This is a genomic window from Nocardia sp. NPDC060259 (assembly GCF_042728775.1).
Lineage (GTDB): Bacteria > Actinomycetota > Actinomycetes > Mycobacteriales > Mycobacteriaceae > Nocardia.
Map to the genome: position 1 here is coordinate 43,147 of NZ_JBHXAY010000001.1, position 20,592 is coordinate 63,738.

Here is a 20,592-nt window from a genome sequence, read left to right on the forward strand (position 1 = left end):
GAGGGTGAGTGTATGCGCGCAGTGCTGATACTGATCGTCGTGTCGGTGATCGCGCTGATCGGCGGCGATCGGGTCGCAGTCGTGTTGGTGCAGAACGAGATCGGCCGCAAGGTGGCGGCCGAGTACAACCTTCCGCACCGGCCGGATGTCGATATCCGCGGGTTTCCGTTTCTGACCCAGGCCGCCGACGGCGTCTATCCGGAGATCGATATCCGGGTCGGCGACTGGAGTGGGGAGAATATCTCCGTCCACCACCTCGATGTCGTGCTGACCGACGTGTCCGCGCCGCTGAGCGACGTGCTCGGCAACCGCACCTCGAACCTGGTCGCGGCCACCGCGACGGCGACGGCCGTCGTTCCCTACGACGTCGTGCGGGGCTTCGCGCCCTCGGGCGTGGAATCGATCTCCGACAGCCCGGACGGGCTGCGCGTCACCGGAACATTCCCGGTGGCCGGGATGTCGGTGCCCGCGACAGTCTTCGTCACCGTCGCGCCGACCGACGAGGGCATCGAGGTCACGCCGGTCTCGGTCCAGTCCGCGGTCGGCGGGCCGACACTCTCGCTGACGATGCTGCGCCGGACCCTGACCTTCGTCGTGCCGCTGCAGCGGCTGCCGCTCGGTGCACGCTTGACGGCCATCCAGCCGGGCGCCGACGGCCTCCATGCGACCGCCGTAGCCGACGACGTGCGCTTCGCCGACCTGCCGTGACGACCGGGTGGTGAGGTCGGGCACCATCGCTTGCCGCCCGGTAGCCGGCGTGCCACAGTGAAATCGAGCCCGGGAAGAGGGCTTCCGGACGAGGGGTGCCGTACCCGGAGTGCGACAAGACGGCCCGAGGAGGGCTTGTCATGTCGTGGATTCTGCTCGTGGTCTCCGGATTCCTGGAAGCCGTGTGGGCCACCGCCCTGGGCAAGACCGAAGGCTTCACCCGGCTCGGGCCATCGGTGGTGTTCTTCACCGCCCTGGCGGCCAGTATGGCCGGCCTGGCCTTCGCGATGCGTGAACTCCCCATCGGCACCGCCTACGCGGTCTGGGTCGGGATCGGCGCGGTCCTCACTGTGGCCTACGCCATGGCCACCGGTGACGAGCCGGTCGCGGTACTGAAGATCGTGTTCCTGACCATGATCGTTTCCGGCGTCGTCGGACTCAAACTCGCCCACTAACCTACGGACACGGGTCGGACATCGGTAGCGTTCTGGCGGGAGACACGACGGAGCGACAGGGAGATCTGATGGGACTCGAGAACGAGGAGTTCGATTGTGACACTCCGCCACTGGCGATCTCCCCCGACGACGCCCGCCGGTACCGGCTCGACCACAGCCACCACGAGTGCCGGCTCGGCGCCGCCGCGCAGGAGGTTCTGAACGGTTCCCGGGCCGACCCGTGGCCGGAGGCATCCCGGCTCCGGACCGCCCAGGACTGGCTGGATGCCTACCAGCACCGAGGACTACCTACCGAAATCACCGCCGACGGAGCCGGTGTCGAACTGGTATGCGACGACACGGTCACCGCGTTGCTCATCCCGGCCGGACTCGCCGCCTCCACCTACGACCGCAATCCGCTGGCGGTGCCGACACTGGCCACCGCGCCACCCTATGTTCCGCTGCACCGGTGGGCGATGCTCACCCGGGCGGCGACCTTGTCCGACGCCGCCACCGATGCCCTCGCCGATCTTCATGTCACGGTCCTCACTCCCGGCGATCGGCTACCGCTGCCCACAGGACCTGGCACCGGCCCGCACCCATCGCGCTACTGGTATGAATGGCCCCGTCAGTCCCACCCGGGCAAGCCATACCTTGTGCCGCTGCTCCAGGTAGCCAATCCGATGCTGGCCGGGGTCGGGTCCAAGCGCTACCTGGCATCGGCCGAAAGCCGGCTCGACGTTGTGTAGGCAATCGAGATTGCCTCGGCGCCCTGCCGGATCGTTTCGACATACCGCGCACGGTCGGTGTGGCTGACCGCGGAGCGCAGCGGACCGATCTGGACCTCGTAGGGCGCCTCGGAGCTGTCGAACACCGGTGCCGACAGGTAGCTGACGGGCAGTGGCTTCTCGCCGGCGAGGTCGGCTTCGCGATAGGGGCGCGCGGTGAGACGCGCCAGCTGGCGAAGTACCCGAGCGCGTAGTTCCGGCTGGACCACCTCGGCCCCGACCGCACCGAGCAGCTCCGCGAGCACGTCCACCAGGCCCGCGTCGTCGGAGTCCGGGCGGAACACCGCGCAGCCGTGGGTGGTGACGAACCGCAGCAGCGCGGGAGCGCTCCGCCGTGCCGGACCGGTCGCCGTCGCCAGCCACGCGCTGCGTTCGGGCTCGCCCCGCCACGGCATCACCGCGGCACCCGCCGGATAGGCCAGCGGAATGGACTGCCCCACAGCGAGTCCGGGGACGATGCGCGCGCCCAGCGCATACTCCTTGGCCACCACGGTAAGCCTGCCGTCGGTGATTCGACTCAGTGTCACGCCGCACCCCGCCGCCATCGCCAGTGCCTTCAGCTCGGCGCTCACCGTCGCATTCGGGATCTCGCGGCCGGCGGAGGACAGCGCGGCGAGGGCGGGCCCGGGGCCGAAACGGCGATCGCGATCGCGGTGCACCCAGCCCGCCCCGGTGAGTTCGGTGAGTACGGCGGTGATCGTCGCGCGCGCGAGCGAGAGCCCCGCCGCGATTTCCGAGGCAGTCAGCGCTCGGTCGCTCCGGGCCAGCAGCTCCATCACCTCGATGACGCGGCGAGTTGGTGGCGACGCGGATTCCGGCATGACACCCCCTTGTCCGCGGGTGCGACCCGCCCTACACTGCTTCGACTATTCGCCACATATTAGTCGAATATTCGACACGAAGGGGTGATCATGATTCTCGACCACTTCCGGCTCGACGACCGGGTAGCTGTCGTCACCGGGGCGGGACGCGGCCTCGGCGCCGCGATCGCCCTCGGTTTCGCCGAGGCGGGCGCCGACGTGGTGATCGCCGCGCGCACCGAAGCCGATCTGCGGCAGGTCGCCGAGCAGGTGGAGGCGACCGGCAGGCAGGCGCTCGTCGTGGTGGCCGACCTCGCCGATCAAGACGCGGTCACCGCGCTGGCCGGGGCCGCGGTCGAGCGGTTCGGCCGCCTGGACATCGTCGTCAACAACGTGGGTGGGGCGCTGCCGAGGCCGTTGCTCGACACCTCCCCCGACGACCTCGCCGAGGCTTTCGCCTTCAACGTCGGGACAGCGCACGCCCTGGTGCGGGCCGCGGTGCCGAAGATGCTCGCGACGACGGGCAGCGGATCGATCATCAACATCACCTCGACGATGGGGAGGCTGCCGGGGCGCGCGTTCGCCGCGTACGCCACCGCCAAGGCCGCCCTGGCGCATTACACCCGCAGCGCCGCGATGGATCTGAGCCCACGCATCCGGGTCAATGCCATCGCGCCGGGCTCGATCCTGACCTCGGCGCTGGACATCGTCGCGGGCAATGCGCAGATGCGCGCCGAGATGGAGCGGGCGACCCCGCTGCAGCGCCTCGGCGAGCCGACCGATATCGCCACGGCCGCACTGTTTCTCGCCTCCCCCGCGGGTGCTTTCCTCACCGGGAAGGTGCTCGAGGTCGACGGTGGGCTCATCGCGCCCAATCTCGCCATCCCCCTTCCCGATCTGTGAGGACGACACCATGGTTCACCGCGTAGTGCATTGGGGCACAGGCAATGTCGGTCGGCACGCTCTGGCGGGGGTGCTGTCCGATCCTCGGTTCGACCTGGTCGGCGTGCACGTCTCCGGGCCCGCCAAAGCCGGCCGCGACGCTGCCGAACTCGCCGGAACATCCACGCCGACCGGCGTGCACGCCACCACCGATGCCGCGCAGATCCTGGCGCTGCGTCCGGACTGCGTCGTCTATACCGCCATGACCGACAACCGGCTGCTGGAGGCGCTGGAAGATCTGCGCACGCTGCTCGCCGCCGGTATCAATGTGGTGGCCAGCGCACCGGTGTTCCTCCAGTATCCGTGGGAGGTCCTTCCCGCGAATCTTCTCGAACCGGTGGAACAAGCGGCAGCGCAGGGCAATTCATCGCTGTTCGTCAACGGCATCGATCCCGGTTTCGCCAATGATCTGTTGCCGCTGGCATTGCTGGGAACCTGCCGTTACGTCGAGCAAGTGCGCTGCCTCGAGATCGTCGACTACTCGACCTACGACAATCCGGCGGTCATGTTCGACATCATGGGATTCGGCCGACCGATGCACGAGACTCCCCTGCTGTTGCAACCCGGGGTGTTGTCGCTGGCGTGGGGTAGCGTGGTGCGCCAGCTCGCGGCCGGACTCGACCTCGAACTCGACAGTGTCACGCAGAGTTTCGAGCGACTGCCCGCGCCGGAGGCATTCGACATCGAGTCGGGCACCATCGCCGCGGGCACCGCGGCTGCCCTGCGTTTCGAAGTGCGGGGCATGGTCGGCGACCGGGCCGTGACCGTGCTCGAGCACGTCACCCGCCTGCGTGCCGACCTCGCCCCCGACTGGCCGCAGCCGACCCGCACCGGTGGGTCCTATCGCGTCGAGATCACCGGCGAACCGCACTACACCCTGGACCTGGCCATGTTCAGCGACCACGGCGACCACAACCACGCCAGCCTCGTCGGCACCGCCATGCGTCTGGTCAACGCCATCCCCGCCGTCGTCGCCGCCCCGCCGGGCATCCGAACGACGCTCGACCTTCCCCTCGTCACCGGCGCCGGACTGGCGGACCCGGCCAGATCTCGCGGAGGAGATTCTCGCCTGGGGAATTGAACAGCAACTCCACGTCACCGCGTCGTTACACATCCCTGATACCTTCGGAAAGCAGCTGAATCCCGACAGGAGCGATCCACAGCGGAGGCGTCGTGAGCGTACTGTCCTGCGATCTGCAAACTCTGAGCTACGAAGCGTATGTCTACCTGTACTCGCTGGTGACGATGGATGTCACCCGTCAGCAGCAGACGAACTCACCGGTCGGCTCCACCCCGGCTTTCGGACCTCCGAACCGGTTCCACCACATCCGCGAGTTCCCGGATGCCGACTTTCGCGCGGTCGTGCGGCCGAATTTCGACACGCTGTATTCCTCGGCGTGGCTTGATCTGACTCGCGGTCCCGTCCGCGTCCACGTTCCCGACAGCGGTGACCGGTATTTCATGCTCCCGATCCTGGACGCATGGACCGATGTGTTCGCCAACCCGGGCAAACGGACGACCGGCACCGCCGAACAAGACTTCATCATCGTGGGGCCCGGATACAGCGGCGACCTGCCTGCCGGAGTCCCGGTGATTCACGCCCCCACCCCCCACGCCTGGATGATCGGCCGAACCCAAACCAACGGGCCCGCCGACTACGCGGCGGTCAACACGTTCCAGGACGGTCTGCAGATCACCGAACTGGCCGACCCGGCGCCGTTTCAGCCGGATCCCGCCCTGGTCACCGAGACCGAACCGCTGCGGCAGGTCAACGCGATGTCGGCGACGGAGTTCTTCGGCCGCGCCGCCGCGGCGTTGAAGGTCGACCCGCCGCACAGCACCGACTTCTCCCAGCTCGCGCGCATCGCACTGCTGGGCATCACACCCGGTCAGGACTTCGACGAGACCCGCTTCTCCCCCGCGGACCTCGAAGCGATCGAAGCAGGCGTCACGGCGGCGCGGGCCGCAGTGGCCGCGTCGCCGACCACGCTGGCCGCGCCGGTCAACGGGTGGGTCAGCGTGCTCGGCACCATCGGCGTCTACGGCAACGACTACGTCAAGCGGTCCGCCATCACGCTGGCGGGTCTGGGCGCCAACCCGCCCGAAGACGCGATCTATCCGCTGCTGGTCACCGACGCCGACGGCGAGCCACTCGTCGGCGACACCGACTACGTGATCCACTTCGACGCGGGGAAACTGCCACCGGCAGCGGCATTCTGGTCGATCACGATGTACGACGCCGAGGGGTTCCAGATCCCCAACGAACTCGACCGATTCGCTCTCGGCGACCGAGATTCCTTGCAGCACAATCCGGACGGATCGCTCGACATCTACGTCTCCCGCAAGAACCCGGGGCCTGACCACGAATCGAACTGGCTACCGGCGCCCAGTGGCCCGGTCGGTATCACCATGCGCTTGTACGCACCGCGCGCCGAAGCTCTCGACGGAACCTGGACCCCGCCCCTGGTCCGCAAGGCACGCTGACGCGGGCACCCACAACCGGAGGGGACATCCGGTCTCACTCCACAGTGTGATTCCAGGCCATACCAAGGGATTACGAGCAACGAGATTCTCGTCGTTAGCTTCGGAGTCATGACGACATCTGCTCTGGTCCCCGAGTCATCTCCACCGTCACCGCGGCGCGGGGCCGACGGTGATTACGCCCGTCTGTTGCGCCGGATTTCCGATGCGGGGCTGATGAACCGGCGGCCCGGCTATTACGCCGTCCGGCTCAGCCTCGCCGGGGTCGCGTTCGTGGCGGGCTGGGCGGCGTTCGTGCTTGTCGGCGATTCGTGGTGGACGCTGCTGGTCGCCGGGTTCATGGCCGTGACGTTCGCTCAGATCGCACTCGTCATGCATGATGTCGCCCACCGCCAGGTCTTCCGGCTACGGCAGCCGACGGAGCTCGTCGGGCGACTCGTCGGCAACGCGGGCATCGGCCTCGGCTACGGCTGGTGGCAGGACAAGCACACCCGGCATCACGCCAACCCGAACCACGAGGAACTCGACCCCGATGTCGCGCCCGACATTCTGGTCTGGTCACAGCAGCAGGCACGGTCGAGCCGCGGTCTGCCTCGCCTCATCGGGAGGGCACAGGCGTTCCTGTTCTTCCCCCTCCTCCTGCTGGAGGGCCTGAACCTCCATGTGGCCGGCGTGCGGGCGCTCGGAAATCGGTCGGTCAAACACCGCGGATGGGAAGGCGCGCTGCTGTTGGGCCACTTCGCCGTCTACCTGGCCACGCTGTTCGCGGTGCTGCCCGCCGACAAGGCCCTCGCGTTCTTCGCTGTCCACCAAGGCCTCTTCGGCCTGTACATGGGCTGCATCTTCGCCCCGAACCACAAGGGCATGCCGACCTTGACCGGCAACGACCGCCCCGACTACCTCCGCCGCCAGGTCCTGACCTCCCGCAACGTCCGGGGCGGCGGGTTGATCGACCTCGCCCTCGGCGGGCTCAACTACCAGATCGAACACCATCTGTTCCCGAGCATGCCGACACCGAACCTGCGCCGCGCCCAGCCGATCGTCCGCGACTACTGCGCCGAAATCGGCGTGCCCTACCACGAAACCGGACTGATCTCCTCGTACCACGAGGCGCTGAAACACCTGCATCACGTCGGCGCTCCCCTGCGTACCCGCTGACGCGCCGGGCTCAGGTGAGGTTGCCGGTAGGTTCGGGTCCATGAGTCGCATCATGACGGTATCCGACAACATCGACATCGCCGCCGACCCGGCGTCGGTCTACCGCCAGGTCAGCGATCCGACCCTGATGGGGCGGTGGAGTCCGGAGAACCGCGGCGCGAAGGTCATGCAGGAGCGCGAGTCCACGTATGTCGGAATGGAATTCGAGGGGTTCAACAAGCGGGGCACTGCGCGCTGGATGACTCGCTGCGTGGTGATCGCGGCGGATCCTGGGCAGCGGTTCGCGTTCCGGGTCGAGGCGATCGGTGTCCGGCGGCCGTGGCTGCGCGGCGGGATCGCCACCTGGGAGTACCGATTCGCGCCGGAGGACGGCGGCACCCGGGTCACCGAGACCTGGCACGACGATCGCGGGCGGTGGCCGAATGCGGTGGTGCAGGTCTTCGACCGGGTCGCCACCGGTGGCGACACCTTTGTGGAGTTCCAGCGCAAGAACATCCACCGCACCCTGCGCACTCTCAAACAGCAGCTCGAATCGACGCCATGACCGTTCACCAACCCCCGAGCCCGGCCAGAATCGCCACCGGCGCCAGCAGGATCCACTGAGGAAGGCGGAACAACGGCGCGCGGCCTGGCAGGCGCGACGCGATCACCAGGAAAACGACCGTATAGGCGGCAAATCGAGCGCCGGTCAGCATCGCGACCAGCTCGGTCCCCGCCGGCTCCCACCACGCCAGCGCGAGCAGCGTCGCCGCGGTGGCGACGAGGTCCACGCTCACCATGTGCCACACCGCGTGCATGGTTCGCTTCGGGACATCGGCCAGCGAGCTGGCCAGCAGCGGCCGCACCGGATCGACGTGCCCGGCGACGATGTGGATCGCCGACACCACCGCCGCGGTCAGGCCCGCGGCCAGCAGATACCCGTTCATCGCACTGACGATACGGGTCTACCCGTCTGGCAATTTCGAAGTGTGACGCAGCTCGTACAGCGTTGGCGTGCAGTCGAATCCGCGCCCCCAGCGAGAGACTGCCGGCGATTCAGCTATGGCGCTGACGCTCCCAGAGCAACCGGTCGATCGCTTTCGCGATCAGCGTTTGACGATCCAGGCCGGGAAACATGCGACGCTCGTAGTCGATCAGTCGTTCGGCTGTGCTGCTACTGCCCATCACCAAAGTCAACAGCGCGCGGTAGTCATGTGACACAGCTTCCACGGGCGGTGGTGGCACCGGCATGGGCCGCGCTGAGCTGCTGGGCGTCGGCGCCGGCCGATCCACTTCGGCAGCAGGCGACTTCGAGGCCCGGTCGATCCTCGGATTCAGGTATCTGGCGACCATGATCACAGCGAGGCCGCCGACGATCGACGCGCCACCGGCTACGACCGTGCCGACCCCGTCATCTTCGTCTTCTTGCAGCTCCCGCATCTTGTCCGGGTAGGTCTGCTTGAAGGCCTTGCCGTTCTGGAACGTGATGCACAGCGTGTCCGTCGTCATGGGTTCGCCGTCACACATCGGAACAGTGGGTTCGGGGGCGTCCGAGTCCTCCTGCGCCAAGGCGACGCCGCCGATGATGACCGCGAGGACGCCACCGAAGAACGCGAAGATCGCCGCGACCGCCAGCAGATTGATCACCACAGAAGCGGCCGTCAACGCCACGCGTCGCCCCACCGATAATTCGTACGGCTCGAGCTCATTCACTTGTTACCTCGCGTATCGACACAGATCATTCGACTCGATGTGGCCACATTCGGCTACCGGAAGTACGGGTAGTCCTGCACCCAGTGGAATCCGCGGCTGCGCAGAGTAAGCACGCTGGGGTCCACCCGGTCCAGGGTGATCGTGACCGAGCGGTCGTGCAGTGTTCCGCGCAGTGACAGCCGGTCTGGGGTGAGTTGCTCGGTGGTCAGCGTCGCGAAAAGTGTTCCGCGCCCAGCTTCTCCGTCGGCCAGCGTGGTGAGTTCCAGCTGTCCGGCAGGGCGGAAGGCCGCCTGCACCGGCACCAGCTCACCGTTCATCCGCTGGTAGGTCGCCTGCCCGGGGTCGTCGAAAACTAGTCGCTGCCAACGATTCTCGTCGGTCGTCAGCGGCGGCACCGACAGTCCGTCGATGGTGAAGTCCCGCACTTCCCAGATTCCGTACAGCTCGGACTTGGGGCTGGCCGCACCGTACTGTTCTTGCCAGACCACCCACCGGTCATAGCCACTACCCACGGCGATCCAGATACCGAGGGCCACCTGAATCCACAGTGCGACGCGGTTCTTCCGGTCGTCGGTGAACAGCGGGGGCTGGGTCAGCGGTGCACACGCGCGGTCCAGCACGAACACATTCACGAGTCGCCGCAGGTACGGGACGAGCAGGACCAGGCTGATCAGCAGCAGGTGCGCGGCGAGCAGCTTCTCCGGGATGTCGAACGTCATGTTCAGCAGCAGAATTTGCGCCGTGCTCGCCAGGCTCACTGCCGCACCGAGCACCGCGGTCCGCGGCACGAACAGCAGCAGCCCGGCCACGACTTCCACCGCCCCGAGCGTCATCTCGTACGGATAGGAGCTGCCGACCTGCAGCCACAGCACCGAGGCCGGACTCATATCGCCATAGGGCTGCAACAGCTGCGCCAGCGTCGGGCCCGGCATCTGGGTGGGGATCAGCTTGGCGAACCCGAACCCCAGCATCTGCCCGCCCAGGCACACCCGCAGAAACAGCGTGAACCACGCCGACAGGCGGGGGTGGGAGGTGCGACTGTCGAACGCCGTCCACACGGCGGTGCCCACGGCCGCGACAATCAGGAGGCAGAACACCAGCACCCAGACAGCCGCCTGGTCGCCGGCTCCGGAGTCCGCATGCTGTACCGCGTCGACCCCGAAGACCGTTCTGCCCACCCACCCGGTGACGGGGTCGGTCAGGGACATGTTCCACGGCCCGGTGTACCTGCGGGTCCACTGGCTGAGGATGCCGAACAGCGCGAAGGGGATATAGCTGTTGAGCAGGCAGAACAGACCGAAATACAGGACGCTGAATCGGAACGCGAGCTGCGCCGGCGGATACCGGCCTGCCCGTGGGGCGGCGGGCACGTCCGTCTCGAGTGTGCTGATCACGGCCGCATCCTCGGATCCTCGGTCGGCCGGAAACGGCGAGGGGCTGTTGGTGCTGGTCCGCTAGGGTTCATACCTTCAGTCAAGGCAGCGAGCTGTTGCCTGCACGTATCCAGTTTTCGATACGCCGACGATATCGCCCGTCGGGGAGAGTCGAGAGTCTATGCGCGTACTGATCGTCGAGGACGAACCCCTTCTGGCCGAAGCCATCCGCGATGGCCTTCGCCTGGCCGCGATCGCCGCCGACACCGCCGGTGACGGTGACACCGCCCTGGAACTGCTGAGCATCAACACCTACGACATCGCCGTCCTCGACCGCGACATCCCCGGCCCCTCCGGTGACGAGATCGCCGAACACATCGTCGCCTCCGGCAGCGGCATGCCGATCCTGATGCTCACCGCCGCCGACCGGCTCGACGACAAGGCGAGCGGGTTCGGGCTCGGCGCCGACGACTACCTCACCAAACCGTTCGATCTGCGTGAACTCGTTCTCCGGCTCAGGGCACTCGACCGCAGGCGCGCCCACAGCAGACCACCGGTGTGGGAGATCGCGGGCCTGCGGCTGGATCCGTTCCGCCGCGAGGTCTTCCGCGACGGCCACTTCGTCGCGTTGACACGCAAGCAGTTCGCGGTGCTCGAAGTCCTCGTCGCCGCCGAGGGTGGTGTCGTCAGCGCCGAAGAACTCCTGGAACGGGCGTGGGACGAGAACGCGGACCCGTTCACCAATGCCGTGCGGATCACCGTCTCGGCCCTGCGCAAACGTCTCGGCGAACCCTGGATCATCGCTACCGTCGCCGGCGTCGGATACCGCATCAGCACCGGGCGCAACGGAGGAAACCGTGGATAGAGGGCCTGGATTGAGCGTTCGCCTCAAGCTCACCCTCAGCTACGCCGGTTTCATCATGCTCGTCGGCACCTTGCTGATCGCCGCCGTGTTCGTCTTCTACCTGTACTACCTCCCCGACGGCTGGATCCAGACCGCCACCGGCGACTTCTGGATCGACCGGGGCAGCCTGCTGCGCGCCTTCGCACCATTCGTGACCGTGGTACTGGCATTTCTCCTGGCGTTCGGTCTCGCCGGAGGGTGGATTCTCGCCGGACGGATGCTCACGCCGCTGTCGCGCATCACCGCCGCGACCCGCATGGCCGCGAACGGCTCACTGTCCCACCGCATCCGGCTACCTGGGCGCCGGGACGAGTTCCGCGAACTCGCCGACGTCTTCGACACCATGCTGGCCCGGCTCGAGGCACACGTCGCCGAAGAACAGCGATTCGCCGCCAACGCCTCCCATGAACTGCGCACCCCGCTGGCGATCACCAAGACACTTCTGGACGTGGCCCGCGACGATCGCAGCCGCGACACCGGCGAACTGGTCGACCGGCTGCACGCCGTCAACACCCGGGCGATCGACCTCACCGAAGCCTTGCTCCTGCTCAGCCGCGCCGATCAACTGTCCTTCACCCGAGACGATGTCGACCTGTCGCTCCTCGCGGAAGAAGCCACCGAAACGCTGCTTTCCCTCGCGGAGGAGCACGACATCACCCTCGAGACCTCCGGTGACATGGCCCCCACCATCGGCTCCCACGCCCTGCTGCTGCAGATGACGACGAACCTCGTGCACAACGCGATCGTCCACAACCTGCCGAGCCGGGGCGCCGTGTCGGTCAGGACCAGCGCGTCCCCCGGGACTGTGACGCTCACCGTCGAGAACACCGGCATCCCGCTCACCCCTGCGCTGGTATCCACCCTGGTCGAGCCGTTTCAGCGCGGCACCGAACGCATCCGCACCCACCACGCCGGAGTCGGGCTCGGCCTGGCGATCGTCAACAGCATCACCCGGGCACATGCCGGAACCCTCACCCTCACCCCCCGCCCCGCCGGCGGGCTGTGCGTCACGGTGCAACTACCCGCGCGGGCCTGAGTGCTCGCGCTGATCAGCCGGCTTCGAGGTCAGCGTGCCGATCACGCCGAGACCGAATCGGAAATGAGCCGCTCACGCGTTGTGTGGGATTACCTATGCTCACGGGATGGAGATCATTCCGGAGCGGCCGCGGTGACCCGCGCGGCCAAGCACACGGTGGCGCGCGAGGCGATCCTCGACGCGACCGTGGCGACCCTGGAGGAATGCGGGTACGCGGGCACTTCCGCCCGCGCGGTCGCGCGCAGGGCCGGCGTGAGCCAAGGGGCACTGCAGCATCATTTCCCCACCAAGACCGCGCTGGTGGAGGCCGCGCTGTTGCAGCTCGCGGTAGGGTTGTCCGAGCAGGCGCAGGAAAGAATGCGCGCGCTACCCGACGCCGGGCCGCAGCGGTGCGAAGAAGCGCTCGACATGCTGTGGGAGATCCACAATCTCCCGATCGCCCACGTCATCACCGAATTGCTCCTCGCCGCGCGCACCGATGCCGAATTGCGCGAGCACATCGCCGCGGGAGTCGACACCGCGCACGCGCTGGCCATCGCGATGGCCGAGCAGGCGCTGCCCGACCTGGCTACCCGACCCGACTTCGCCGACTGGATCCTGACGTGCGTCGCCACGATGCGGGGCCTGGTCGTCATGGCGCCGCTGCCGATCGCCTCGGCCAGTGTCGTCGGCTGGCCGCAGGCGCGAACGCTACTGCTCGCCGCGATCTCGGCCGGGCCCGGCACTCACGGATAGGGCAGCGCCTGACCGTCGCGGCGGGCCAGCAGCACCGACATCGCCGACAACTCGCCGCTCTGCTCGTTGGCCATCTGCCCGGCGACCTGGATCACCGACATCGACGAGGCGTGCAGCGCGGCATAGTTGGCCATTTCGATCCCGCCGCGATGATGGCGAATCATCAACTGCAGCAGGCGAGCCTCGGCGGCGCGCGGATCCGGCAATCTGCGCAGTTCGTCGACCTCGGCCCAGGTCGCCATCCCCGGCATCAGCGCATTCGGCCCGTGCTGGTGACCGCTCATCCACGCCATCGGTACCGCGGCTGCCTGCGGCTGGTCGAGCAGGTGCAGCCAGCCGCGCAGTACACCGATCTCGTTCAGTTGGGTGGTCCGGATCTGCCCGCACAGCGCGGTGACGGACGGATCGACGCCGGTGGTCACCGCGTCGCACAGCACGATCGCCTGTTCATGGTGGGCGGCCATGTCCTGGGCGAATCCGATCTCCGTCGGCGTGAGTACCGTGGCCGCGGGCTTCTCCGAACACGGCGACCACAGCGCGCCGACGCCGACGCCGAGCAGCATCGAAAGAACAAGGGCGACAGCCGATACCGTTGTCCGTGTCATCGCGGCGGGTACACCGATTCGTTCAGGTCGAGCACCATGAATCCGTTGTCCATGCAGCTGACCCACAGTTGTGAACCGTGGAACTCCGGTGGCGAGAAGCACCAGTCCGCCGACAGATCGGCGCCGATGAGTTTCTCTCGGTCGCTGGTGAGGTCGCCCGCCGAGATGGCACCTTCGAGCAGCGCACGACCGACGGCGATGGTTCCGGTCAGTGGTGGCGCCATCAGGATCGGGTGGGTGTCGGCGTGCAGGGAATTGACCAGCTGCTGCTTCTTGCCGACCTGCCCTGGCGGGTTGTAGTAGGCGATCTCGCGGACATCGCGCAGGTCACGAATATCGAAAACCCTGATGCCGGACTGAATCCAGCCGCATGCGAGCGTGGTGGGATCTTCGGCCCGATCCACCGAACAATAGTGCGCGTCGTACCCGAACAGGCCCTCCCCCTGCGCCGATTGCGCCCACCGGTCGGCGTTCTCGGGCAGATTGATCTCGAGCTTGATGGTGTCGACCAGGCGAATATCTCGTTCGTCGGCGATGTCCATGATCTTGACCCCGCCCGAGCCCGCCTCGTCGACGGTCAGGATGAACGGCTCGCCGTCCTTGGTGATCGGAATCGTGTGCTGGGTGAATTGTCCGTCGAGCCAGAACCGCTGGGAGATGTGCGGCACAACAGGATTCGGGTCGCGGCGTTGCACGGCACTGATGTCGAGCACCGTGATACCGGCCAGCGTCGACACGTACATGCGGTTTCCGTCGGGGCTGATGCCGAACCCGTGATTGGACAGACCTGTCGATCCAGTCCAGATCACGCGCGGATTGCTCGGGTCGCCGACATCGATCGCGTGCAGCAATCCGGGCGGCAGAGTGCCTGCCGCCCAATAGGTTCGGCCGTCGGGTGAGAATCCACCCTCGTGCGTGGTGATCGGCAGCGGCATCGTCAGCTGCGAACCGGGCCCGCTGTTGAGCAGTCGCGGGTGCGCGCAATCCTCGGAGATGTCGTAGATGGAGAAATAGCCGGCGCCGTACCCGATTCCGACACCGGTCGCGGCGAGCAACCCACGTTCGTGGTTCACCTTCAACGATTCCCACGTGCCGCCCTGCATCGCCGGTTCGGTCAGGGTGGTCGACAGTCTCGGATTCGCCGGATCGGAAGCATCGAGCACTTGGACCCCGGGATGGTCGGAGAGGAAACCCATCGGCCAGTTGGACCCGGTGTAGGAGCAGTGCCCGTAGGTCGGGCTGACGATGCCTGCCCCCTGGCCCTGATACCGGCCGACCAGCGTCAGATTGCAGCGATACCCCTGCTGGCTGCGACCACTGTTGCGGTCGGCCAGCGGAACCTCGCCCTGCACGCCGGTCTCCGGCAGGGAACCTTCCCCACACTGCGCGCGGGCGACGGCGGTCCGCTCGATCTCCAGGAACTGCGCGACCGGATCGGCCGAAGCTGGACTCGGCAACCCACCGGTCGCCATCACGACCAGCGCGACAACCCCGCATCGGACCAGCACCGCACATTTCACGCACCGAGGCTACGACGTGGCGATATCCCTGCGGACTGAAACAGCCAAAGTTCCAAGTCAGCGACTTGGCATGGTCAGCTCAGCGCGATCGAGCAGGTTGTCAAGGCTGCGGGTCGGCGGCCGGACTGTTCGCCGCCGACGCTCGACGCTGCCGGATGGCGGCCAGGCTGAACTCGGACCAGCGGATGTTCTCCTGCTCGAAGGAGATTCCGCGCAGCAGGGTCAGGTAGGAGCCGACCCGCTCGGCCTCGCTCAGATAGGCATGTTCGCTTCGGCCGTCGAGCAGGCGCACGCGGAGCCGCTCATATCGAGCGAGTTTGGCCTGTGCCCAGCCAAGGCGCTCGATGAGGACAGCCTCGACGGCCGACTCGTCGCCGGACTCCATCCCCTGCACCTTCACCAGCATCTCGTCGCGGATAACCGTGGGCCTGGTGGGATCGGCGATAAAGGCGTGCAACGCGTCTCGGCCGGCATCGGTGATGGAGTGCAGCCGCTTGTTCGGGCGCTTCTCCTGCTCGACCACCCGCGCATCGATCAGGCCCTCGGCCGTCATGCGCTCGAGCTCTTTGTACAGCTGTTGCGGGGTCGACATCCAGAAGTTCGCCACCGAGGCATCGAACTCCTTGGCCAGGTCGTAGCCGGAGGCTTCCCCCTCGAGAAGAGCGGCGAGCACCGCGTGTCGTAACGCCATCCGGCCACCCTAGCAGGATCGAGACTATTCAAGTTGAGTAGTTGTTTGCCCCTGGACACTCGCGGTGGTTCACCGCTAGCCTCGACGGAAATTAGTCAATTATTTGCCTAGGAGGCACGGTGCATCCTTTCCGAACCGCGGTGGAGGCCCGGGACCCGGACGCTATGGAAGCGTTGCTGGCCGACAATGTGGTGTTCACCAGTCCCGTCGCCTTCGCGCCGTACCCGGGCAAGGCAGTGACGGCGGCAATCCTGCGGGCGGTGTTGCGGGTCTTCGAGAACTTCCGGTACGTGCGGGAGATCGCCGCTGCCGACGGTCGCGACCATGCACTGGTGTTCGAGGCCACCGTGGACGGGTTACAGCTGTCGGGCTGCGATTTCCTGCACTTCGACGCCGACGGCAAGATCGATGCGTTCACGGTGATGGTGCGACCGCTTTCTGCGGCCCAGGCGCTCGCCGCCCGGATGGCCCAGGAGTACCCGCGGATCCAGCAGGAGGCGCGGGAGGCTATCGAAGGCAAGACCTCGGCATGAGCGACCCGCACAGCGCGCCCGTCTTCGCACGGTATGTCGCGTTGGGCGACAGCCAGAGTGAAGGTGTCGGCGACGGCGACGACCGAACCGGTGTGATCGGGCTGGCCGACCGGCTCGCGACGTCGATGGCCAGAGCGAACCCGTCTCTGCTCTACGCCAATCTGGCCGTACGCGGCAAACTCGCCAGCCAGGTTCGCCAGGAACAGCTCGATGCCGCTGTGGCGCTGCGCCCCGACGTCGCCACCGTGATCGCCGGCGTGAACGATCTGCTGCGGCCAGGTTTCGACGCCGATGCGGTGGGTCAGCATCTCGAGGCGATGTTCGAGGCTTTGACCGGCAACGGTGCGACGGTGGCGACGCTGACCTTTCCCGATATCACCCGCATCACGCCCCTGGCCCGGCCCGTCGCCGCACGCACCGTCGCGCTCAACGCGGTGATCCGGGAGGCCGCCGCACGCCATGGCGTGGTCGTGGCAGAAACCTGTGATCACGCGGTAGTCACCGATCCGCGCCTGTGGTCCTCGGACCGGCTACATGCCAGCCCATTGGGGCACCAGCGCATCGCCGATGCACTGGCCGAGGCACTGCGGCTGCCCGGATCCGACGACAGCTGGACCACACCTCTGTCCACGCCACTGCCTCAGCCGCATCCAGCAGCATTGGTCGGCACCGAGCTACGCTGGCTGGCAACCTTTCTCGGACCATGGCTGCTTCGCCGCCTGACCGGACGCTCCTCCGGCGACGGTCGTGTCGCCAAGCGACCTGAGCTGGCCCGTCTCGAGGAAAGGGCCGATTCCCGTGCGTCGGCCTCGCCGCGGTAGGGAGTGTCGATCTCCGCAGCCTCGTCCGGCTCCGCCCGTTCGGTCAGATGTCGTCGAAGGTTACCTCGTCCCGACGGAACTGCTCGCCGGTCTTCGGACCGACGAGGACGACGAAGTCGGGCAGTGCGTCCGGCGCGCCGTCGGGCAGGACCATGCCGGGCTCCTGTTCCCAATCCAGCAGGTGCACAGTCACGGTGTACTCCCCTGCGGGCAGGATGAACGCCTGCGGCGGCTCCTCATCCTCGTAGGTGCCGATGAACTCCGCTCCCGTCACGTGCACGGTCCCGGTCGACCGGAACAGGTACGGCTCCGATTCCAACTTCCGATAGGCGGCTTCCCGCTCGTCCAACACCGGAGCAAACTCCGCACCGCATCGCACGCGCACTCCGTAGCGACCGTCGCACAGGATGTTCAGCGGAACGAGATGACCACCCGACAGATGCCCCGCCTCGTCCGGTTCGATCAGCTCCATCTCCCAGCCGGCCTGATCGGTCACATGGGCGAAGGACGCCGCATCCCACAACGCGACCCACCCACTGCCGGTAGTGGCGACGACGTCGAATTCGATGACGGAAGTTGTTGTCATACAGCAATTTCAGCACAGCGCACTGACAGCGGACCCAACCCGAGATCTCGTCGGCACCTCGATACTGCGCCGACCACATCGGGGGTGCCACTATTGCCCGCACGGGGGAAGCAGACGTCGCCGAATGGGCTAATTGAGGATGACGTTGAGTACGACGACCGCCAGTCCGAGGGTGGTGTTGACGATGCCCACCCCGCAGGCACCCCATCGGGAGTATCCGCCGACCCGTGCCGCCACCATGCCCCAGCAGAACAGGATCGCAGCGTTGAGTCCCAGCGCCATCGTGGTGTAGCCGGGAGTCACCGAACCGTCGGAATGGAAGACGTCGTCGCTCCACCCCGCGAAATGCGCGAGCAACAGCACGATCAGCGTCGGCACGCACGCGATGACCATCGGTATGCCGGTGAGCATGGTGCGACCGAGATCGACCAAGAACCCCGACCTCGACCCGGCCTGGTGCGTGGAGACATGCTGGCCGTAGCTGCGCGTGACCGCGGCGATGGCCACACTCGCCACGATCCACGCTGCCGCATACATCGGCGACTGATCCGCCGGAACGGCCGCCAGCATGACGCTGGTGAGCACCGTACCCACCACTCCGCCGTAGACGTCGTTCACCTGTAGCTGCACACTCGCCGATGATAGCCAAGCGGCATCGATGGAGCGGCCGTTCACCGTGGTCGGTGAACGGCCGGTCCGGTCACCAGGGCACCGGCACCCAGCGGTCGAAGAACCAGAAGCCGTGCTGCTGTGGTCCTTGGTTCGGGCCGGGGTTGTGCTGCTGAGCGGGGCCCGGACGCCCCTGGTCGGGGCTGTCGTGCGGCTGTGCACTGGCGGCTCCGGCGCCGAGTCCGATCAGTGCAGCGGCGACACCTCCGGCGATGGCCACCTTCGCCGCTGTGGTCCTGACAACGTTCACGGAGTTCTCCTTCGAATCCGGTCGACGGGCGTGTGTTGCTCGTCGGATGTTCGACTTTCGACTCCGCCCATCGTTGTGCCGGTTCCTCCGGGCCGGCTCGGTCTCAGCTGGGAGTTAGCTGGCAATCGGTACGAAGAACGCACCGGGCGCGCCGTTATCCGCGCAGAGCCGACAGGAAGATACCCGGCAGCTTCCGCCAACCAGGGGCGCCCGCGAACGCGGCGAGCCTGCGGCCGGTGGTCGCGGCGGTCCGGTTGGTGACGAACCACGGCGGACGCGGGGACATCGTGAACTCGCCGCACAACACCGAGCGCGGGAACGGACGGAACGGGCCGTGGACCACGGTTCGTTCGGTGTGGTCGAGCAGGACACCGTTGTGCACGACCCCGATTCCGCTCTGTGCGTCGTCGATCGTGTGGCCGGGGAAGGCACCCCAGGTCGCGCGGGCGGTGAGATAGCCGACACCGGTCCAGGCGTTGATCGCGATGGTGCCGTAGCGCAGTGCGGCGATCGCGTCGGTGAATCCGGTGCCGAGCCCACGCTCGGTGCGGGGATGGATGACGATATTCGCGCCGAGGGTGCCCGACAATCGCCGGTTGGCGAATTCGACTGCGTTATCGAGGAATTCGCGGCCCTCCCCCGGCTGATAGGTGACAGCGAGAACCGGGCCGAAATACTCCTCGTCGAAGGCGATGTCGTCGGCGACGAGGCCGTCCAGGAGAACCCGGTCGGCGATGCGTTCGGCGCCGGGATGATCGGTCACCGCCTTCGCGCAGCGATCATCGCTCCCGGGATAGTAGGGCGCGCGGTCGGGTGCTTTCGCGAATGCCGTCCGCAGTGCGGCCAGGAACGCGTCCTTCTGCGCCCAGTCGCTGCTGAGCACCAGCACCTGGGAGGCGACGCAGTTGTAGCCGTTGTTGTGCAGCTTCTGGGTGACGATGTGCTCGGCCTGATAGTCGAGATCACGCGCCGACCACTTCCCCGGCACCACGATCGTCGGCGACACCCCACCGAGTTCGCTGGTGATCGGCTTGTCCAGCAACACTTCTCCGCGATGCCTGCGGGCCAGACCATCCACACCGGAACCGAACACGATGGCATCATGGGACTTCACACTGCCGGTGATATGGATGTGCCCGATCCCTGGATGGGTCACCGCGGCGTGCCCGACATCCACACCGCCGGTCACGATCTCGACGAGTCCGAGTTCGATGAAACGAGCGAAGACCTTCTCGAACACCGGCAGCAGCGGATCGGTGATCGGGTTGAGCTTGAGCAACACGACCCGGTTGTGCGCGAACAGTTCGTAGAGCGTGTCCAGCGGCGCGATCGAGAAGATGTTGCCCGCCCCCAGAACGACACCGACACCGTCGGTGTCGGCGGGCCTGCGCTGGGCCAGTCCCGCGGTGTCGCGCAACTCGGCCGGTGACACACCGGGCATGGTCCACACCTCGGCGGAGAACCCGTTGAGCAGCAGTCGATCGAAGATGTTGTGCGGCAGCACCCGAACCGCGAGACGATCGCCGGGCGCGCGGGACTGACCGAAGCCGTCGAGGGGACTTCGGCCCTCGAGAATCGCGGTCAGCGACGCCGACAGCGCGCCGATGCTGCTGAGCATCGCGTACGGCCCACTGATCCATTCCTCACCGACCAGCGGTGAATCTGCCGGAAGTTTCTTGATACGGCAGGCGACGTCGACCCACTCCTGCGCGTGGGCGCGCGTGGCCTCCGACAGCGCGGTCAGCAGATCGAGGCGGTCCCGCAGGGACAGTGCCGCCCAGGTCTGCTCGCCGTGCTGCAGTCGCACGACAGCGGAGTCCAGCGGCGGGACAGCGATACGTTCGGTTGATGTCGTCATGATGAGCC

24 protein-coding genes and 1 riboswitch are annotated in these 20,592 nt (G+C 67.0%); of the genes, 13 read left to right on the top strand and 11 right to left on the bottom strand.

Annotated elements, in window-relative coordinates:
• Nucleotides 1–12 precede the first annotated feature (12 nt).
• From ACFWF2_RS00225 to ACFWF2_RS00235, 3 genes are all read left to right on the top strand, one after another.
• Nucleotides 13–708 (top strand): DUF2993 domain-containing protein, encoded by a 696-nt coding sequence (locus tag ACFWF2_RS00225; RefSeq protein ID WP_379302969.1) that lies wholly within the window; start codon nt 13–15, stop codon nt 706–708.
• A gap of 62 nt (nt 709–770) precedes the next feature.
• Nucleotides 771–837, top strand: a riboswitch (guanidine-III (ykkC-III) riboswitch).
• A gap of 11 nt (nt 838–848) precedes the next feature.
• A complete protein-coding gene (locus tag ACFWF2_RS00230; protein ID WP_379302971.1) occupies nt 849–1,163 on the top strand; it encodes a DMT family transporter in 315 nt (104 codons plus the stop codon).
• 68 nt (nt 1,164–1,231) lie between these two features.
• Nucleotides 1,232–1,891, top strand: a complete 660-nt coding sequence (locus tag ACFWF2_RS00235) for a hypothetical protein (RefSeq protein ID WP_379302973.1) — start codon at nt 1,232–1,234, stop codon at nt 1,889–1,891.
• On the opposite strand, the gene ACFWF2_RS00240 is transcribed toward ACFWF2_RS00235, so the two are convergent.
• The gene (locus tag ACFWF2_RS00240) at nt 1,852–2,751 is read right to left on the bottom strand and encodes a helix-turn-helix domain-containing protein (RefSeq protein WP_379302975.1); all 900 of its coding nucleotides are present in this window, start codon (nt 2,749–2,751) and stop codon (nt 1,852–1,854) included. The genes ACFWF2_RS00235 and ACFWF2_RS00240 overlap by 40 nt on opposite strands.
• Nucleotides 2,752–2,841: 90 nt before the next feature.
• On the opposite strand from ACFWF2_RS00240, the gene ACFWF2_RS00245 reads away from it, so the two are divergent.
• The 5 genes from ACFWF2_RS00245 (at nt 2,842) to ACFWF2_RS00265 (ending at nt 7,855) form a co-directional block, all read left to right on the top strand.
• Nucleotides 2,842–3,633 carry an SDR family oxidoreductase gene (locus ACFWF2_RS00245; RefSeq protein ID WP_379302977.1) on the top strand — a complete coding sequence of 264 codons (792 nt, stop codon included), beginning with the start codon at nt 2,842–2,844 and terminating at the stop codon, nt 3,631–3,633.
• A gap of 10 nt (nt 3,634–3,643) precedes the next feature.
• Nucleotides 3,644–4,753 carry a diacylglycerol kinase gene (locus ACFWF2_RS00250; RefSeq protein WP_379302979.1) on the top strand — a complete coding sequence of 370 codons (1,110 nt, stop codon included), beginning with the start codon at nt 3,644–3,646 and terminating at the stop codon, nt 4,751–4,753.
• A 92-nt stretch (nt 4,754–4,845) separates the two neighbouring features.
• A complete protein-coding gene (locus tag ACFWF2_RS00255; protein WP_379302981.1) occupies nt 4,846–6,156 on the top strand; it encodes a DUF1254 domain-containing protein in 1,311 nt (436 codons plus the stop codon).
• Between the two features lie 108 nt (nt 6,157–6,264).
• The gene (locus tag ACFWF2_RS00260; protein WP_379302983.1) at nt 6,265–7,311 is read left to right on the top strand and encodes a fatty acid desaturase family protein; all 1,047 of its coding nucleotides are present in this window, start codon (nt 6,265–6,267) and stop codon (nt 7,309–7,311) included.
• Nucleotides 7,312–7,351: 40 nt separating this feature from the next.
• Nucleotides 7,352–7,855, top strand: coding sequence for an SRPBCC family protein (locus tag ACFWF2_RS00265; protein ID WP_379302985.1), 504 nt, complete (start codon nt 7,352–7,354; stop codon nt 7,853–7,855).
• A 4-nt stretch (nt 7,856–7,859) separates the two neighbouring features.
• Here the strand turns inward: ACFWF2_RS00265 and ACFWF2_RS00270 are convergent, their stop codons facing one another.
• The 3 genes from ACFWF2_RS00270 to ACFWF2_RS00280 form a co-directional block, all read right to left on the bottom strand.
• The gene (locus ACFWF2_RS00270) at nt 7,860–8,237 is read right to left on the bottom strand and encodes a hypothetical protein (protein WP_379302987.1); all 378 of its coding nucleotides are present in this window, start codon (nt 8,235–8,237) and stop codon (nt 7,860–7,862) included.
• Nucleotides 8,238–8,346: 109 nt separating this feature from the next.
• A complete protein-coding gene (locus ACFWF2_RS00275; RefSeq protein WP_379302989.1) occupies nt 8,347–9,003 on the bottom strand; it encodes a hypothetical protein in 657 nt (218 codons plus the stop codon).
• Between the two features lie 53 nt (nt 9,004–9,056).
• Nucleotides 9,057–10,394: a DoxX family protein gene (locus ACFWF2_RS00280; protein ID WP_379303305.1), complete on the bottom strand. Its 1,338-nt coding sequence runs from the start codon at nt 10,392–10,394 to the stop codon at nt 9,057–9,059.
• Between the two features lie 163 nt (nt 10,395–10,557).
• Here ACFWF2_RS00280 and ACFWF2_RS00285 point away from each other — a divergent pair, with 163 nt between their 5' ends.
• The 3 genes from ACFWF2_RS00285 to ACFWF2_RS00295 all read left to right on the top strand — a co-directional run bounded on the left by ACFWF2_RS00285 (nt 10,558) and on the right by ACFWF2_RS00295 (nt 13,051).
• On the top strand, nt 10,558–11,241 hold the full coding sequence (locus ACFWF2_RS00285; RefSeq protein WP_379302991.1) for a response regulator transcription factor: 684 nt from the start codon (nt 10,558–10,560) through the stop codon (nt 11,239–11,241).
• A gap of 10 nt (nt 11,242–11,251) precedes the next feature.
• Nucleotides 11,252–12,316 (top strand): sensor histidine kinase, encoded by a 1,065-nt coding sequence (locus ACFWF2_RS00290; protein ID WP_379302993.1) that lies wholly within the window; start codon nt 11,252–11,254, stop codon nt 12,314–12,316.
• Between the two features lie 132 nt (nt 12,317–12,448).
• Nucleotides 12,449–13,051 carry a TetR/AcrR family transcriptional regulator gene (locus tag ACFWF2_RS00295; RefSeq protein ID WP_379302995.1) on the top strand — a complete coding sequence of 201 codons (603 nt, stop codon included), beginning with the start codon at nt 12,449–12,451 and terminating at the stop codon, nt 13,049–13,051.
• Here ACFWF2_RS00295 and ACFWF2_RS00300 read toward each other — a convergent pair.
• From ACFWF2_RS00300 to ACFWF2_RS00310, 3 genes are all read right to left on the bottom strand, one after another.
• On the bottom strand, nt 13,042–13,656 hold the full coding sequence (locus ACFWF2_RS00300; protein WP_379302997.1) for a DUF305 domain-containing protein: 615 nt from the start codon (nt 13,654–13,656) through the stop codon (nt 13,042–13,044). The two genes, ACFWF2_RS00295 and ACFWF2_RS00300, sit on opposite strands and share 10 nt — an antisense overlap.
• Nucleotides 13,653–15,128 (bottom strand): LVIVD repeat-containing protein, encoded by a 1,476-nt coding sequence (locus ACFWF2_RS00305; RefSeq protein WP_379303307.1) that lies wholly within the window; start codon nt 15,126–15,128, stop codon nt 13,653–13,655. The genes ACFWF2_RS00300 and ACFWF2_RS00305 overlap by 4 nt, the downstream gene beginning before the upstream one ends.
• 148 nt (nt 15,129–15,276) lie before the next feature.
• A complete protein-coding gene (locus tag ACFWF2_RS00310) occupies nt 15,277–15,867 on the bottom strand; it encodes a PadR family transcriptional regulator (RefSeq protein WP_379302999.1) in 591 nt (196 codons plus the stop codon).
• A gap of 119 nt (nt 15,868–15,986) precedes the next feature.
• Here ACFWF2_RS00310 and ACFWF2_RS00315 point away from each other — a divergent pair, with 119 nt between their 5' ends.
• Together ACFWF2_RS00315 and ACFWF2_RS00320 are read left to right on the top strand one after the other, a co-directional pair.
• Nucleotides 15,987–16,400, top strand: a complete 414-nt coding sequence (locus tag ACFWF2_RS00315; protein ID WP_379303001.1) for a nuclear transport factor 2 family protein — start codon at nt 15,987–15,989, stop codon at nt 16,398–16,400.
• Nucleotides 16,397–17,221: an SGNH/GDSL hydrolase family protein gene (locus ACFWF2_RS00320; RefSeq protein WP_379303003.1), complete on the top strand. Its 825-nt coding sequence runs from the start codon at nt 16,397–16,399 to the stop codon at nt 17,219–17,221. Before ACFWF2_RS00315 ends, ACFWF2_RS00320 begins: the two co-directional genes overlap by 4 nt.
• A gap of 43 nt (nt 17,222–17,264) precedes the next feature.
• Here the strand turns inward: ACFWF2_RS00320 and ACFWF2_RS00325 are convergent, their stop codons facing one another.
• From ACFWF2_RS00325 to ACFWF2_RS00340, 4 genes are all read right to left on the bottom strand, one after another.
• Nucleotides 17,265–17,807, bottom strand: coding sequence for a hypothetical protein (locus ACFWF2_RS00325; RefSeq protein WP_379303005.1), 543 nt, complete (start codon nt 17,805–17,807; stop codon nt 17,265–17,267).
• 129 nt (nt 17,808–17,936) lie between these two features.
• Nucleotides 17,937–18,437, bottom strand: a complete 501-nt coding sequence (locus ACFWF2_RS00330) for a hypothetical protein (RefSeq protein ID WP_379303007.1) — start codon at nt 18,435–18,437, stop codon at nt 17,937–17,939.
• Nucleotides 18,438–18,507: 70 nt separating this feature from the next.
• Nucleotides 18,508–18,726: a hypothetical protein gene (locus tag ACFWF2_RS00335; RefSeq protein WP_379303009.1), complete on the bottom strand. Its 219-nt coding sequence runs from the start codon at nt 18,724–18,726 to the stop codon at nt 18,508–18,510.
• 154 nt (nt 18,727–18,880) lie between these two features.
• Nucleotides 18,881–20,584: an aldehyde dehydrogenase family protein gene (locus tag ACFWF2_RS00340; protein ID WP_379303011.1), complete on the bottom strand. Its 1,704-nt coding sequence runs from the start codon at nt 20,582–20,584 to the stop codon at nt 18,881–18,883.
• Nucleotides 20,585–20,592 lie beyond the last annotated feature (8 nt).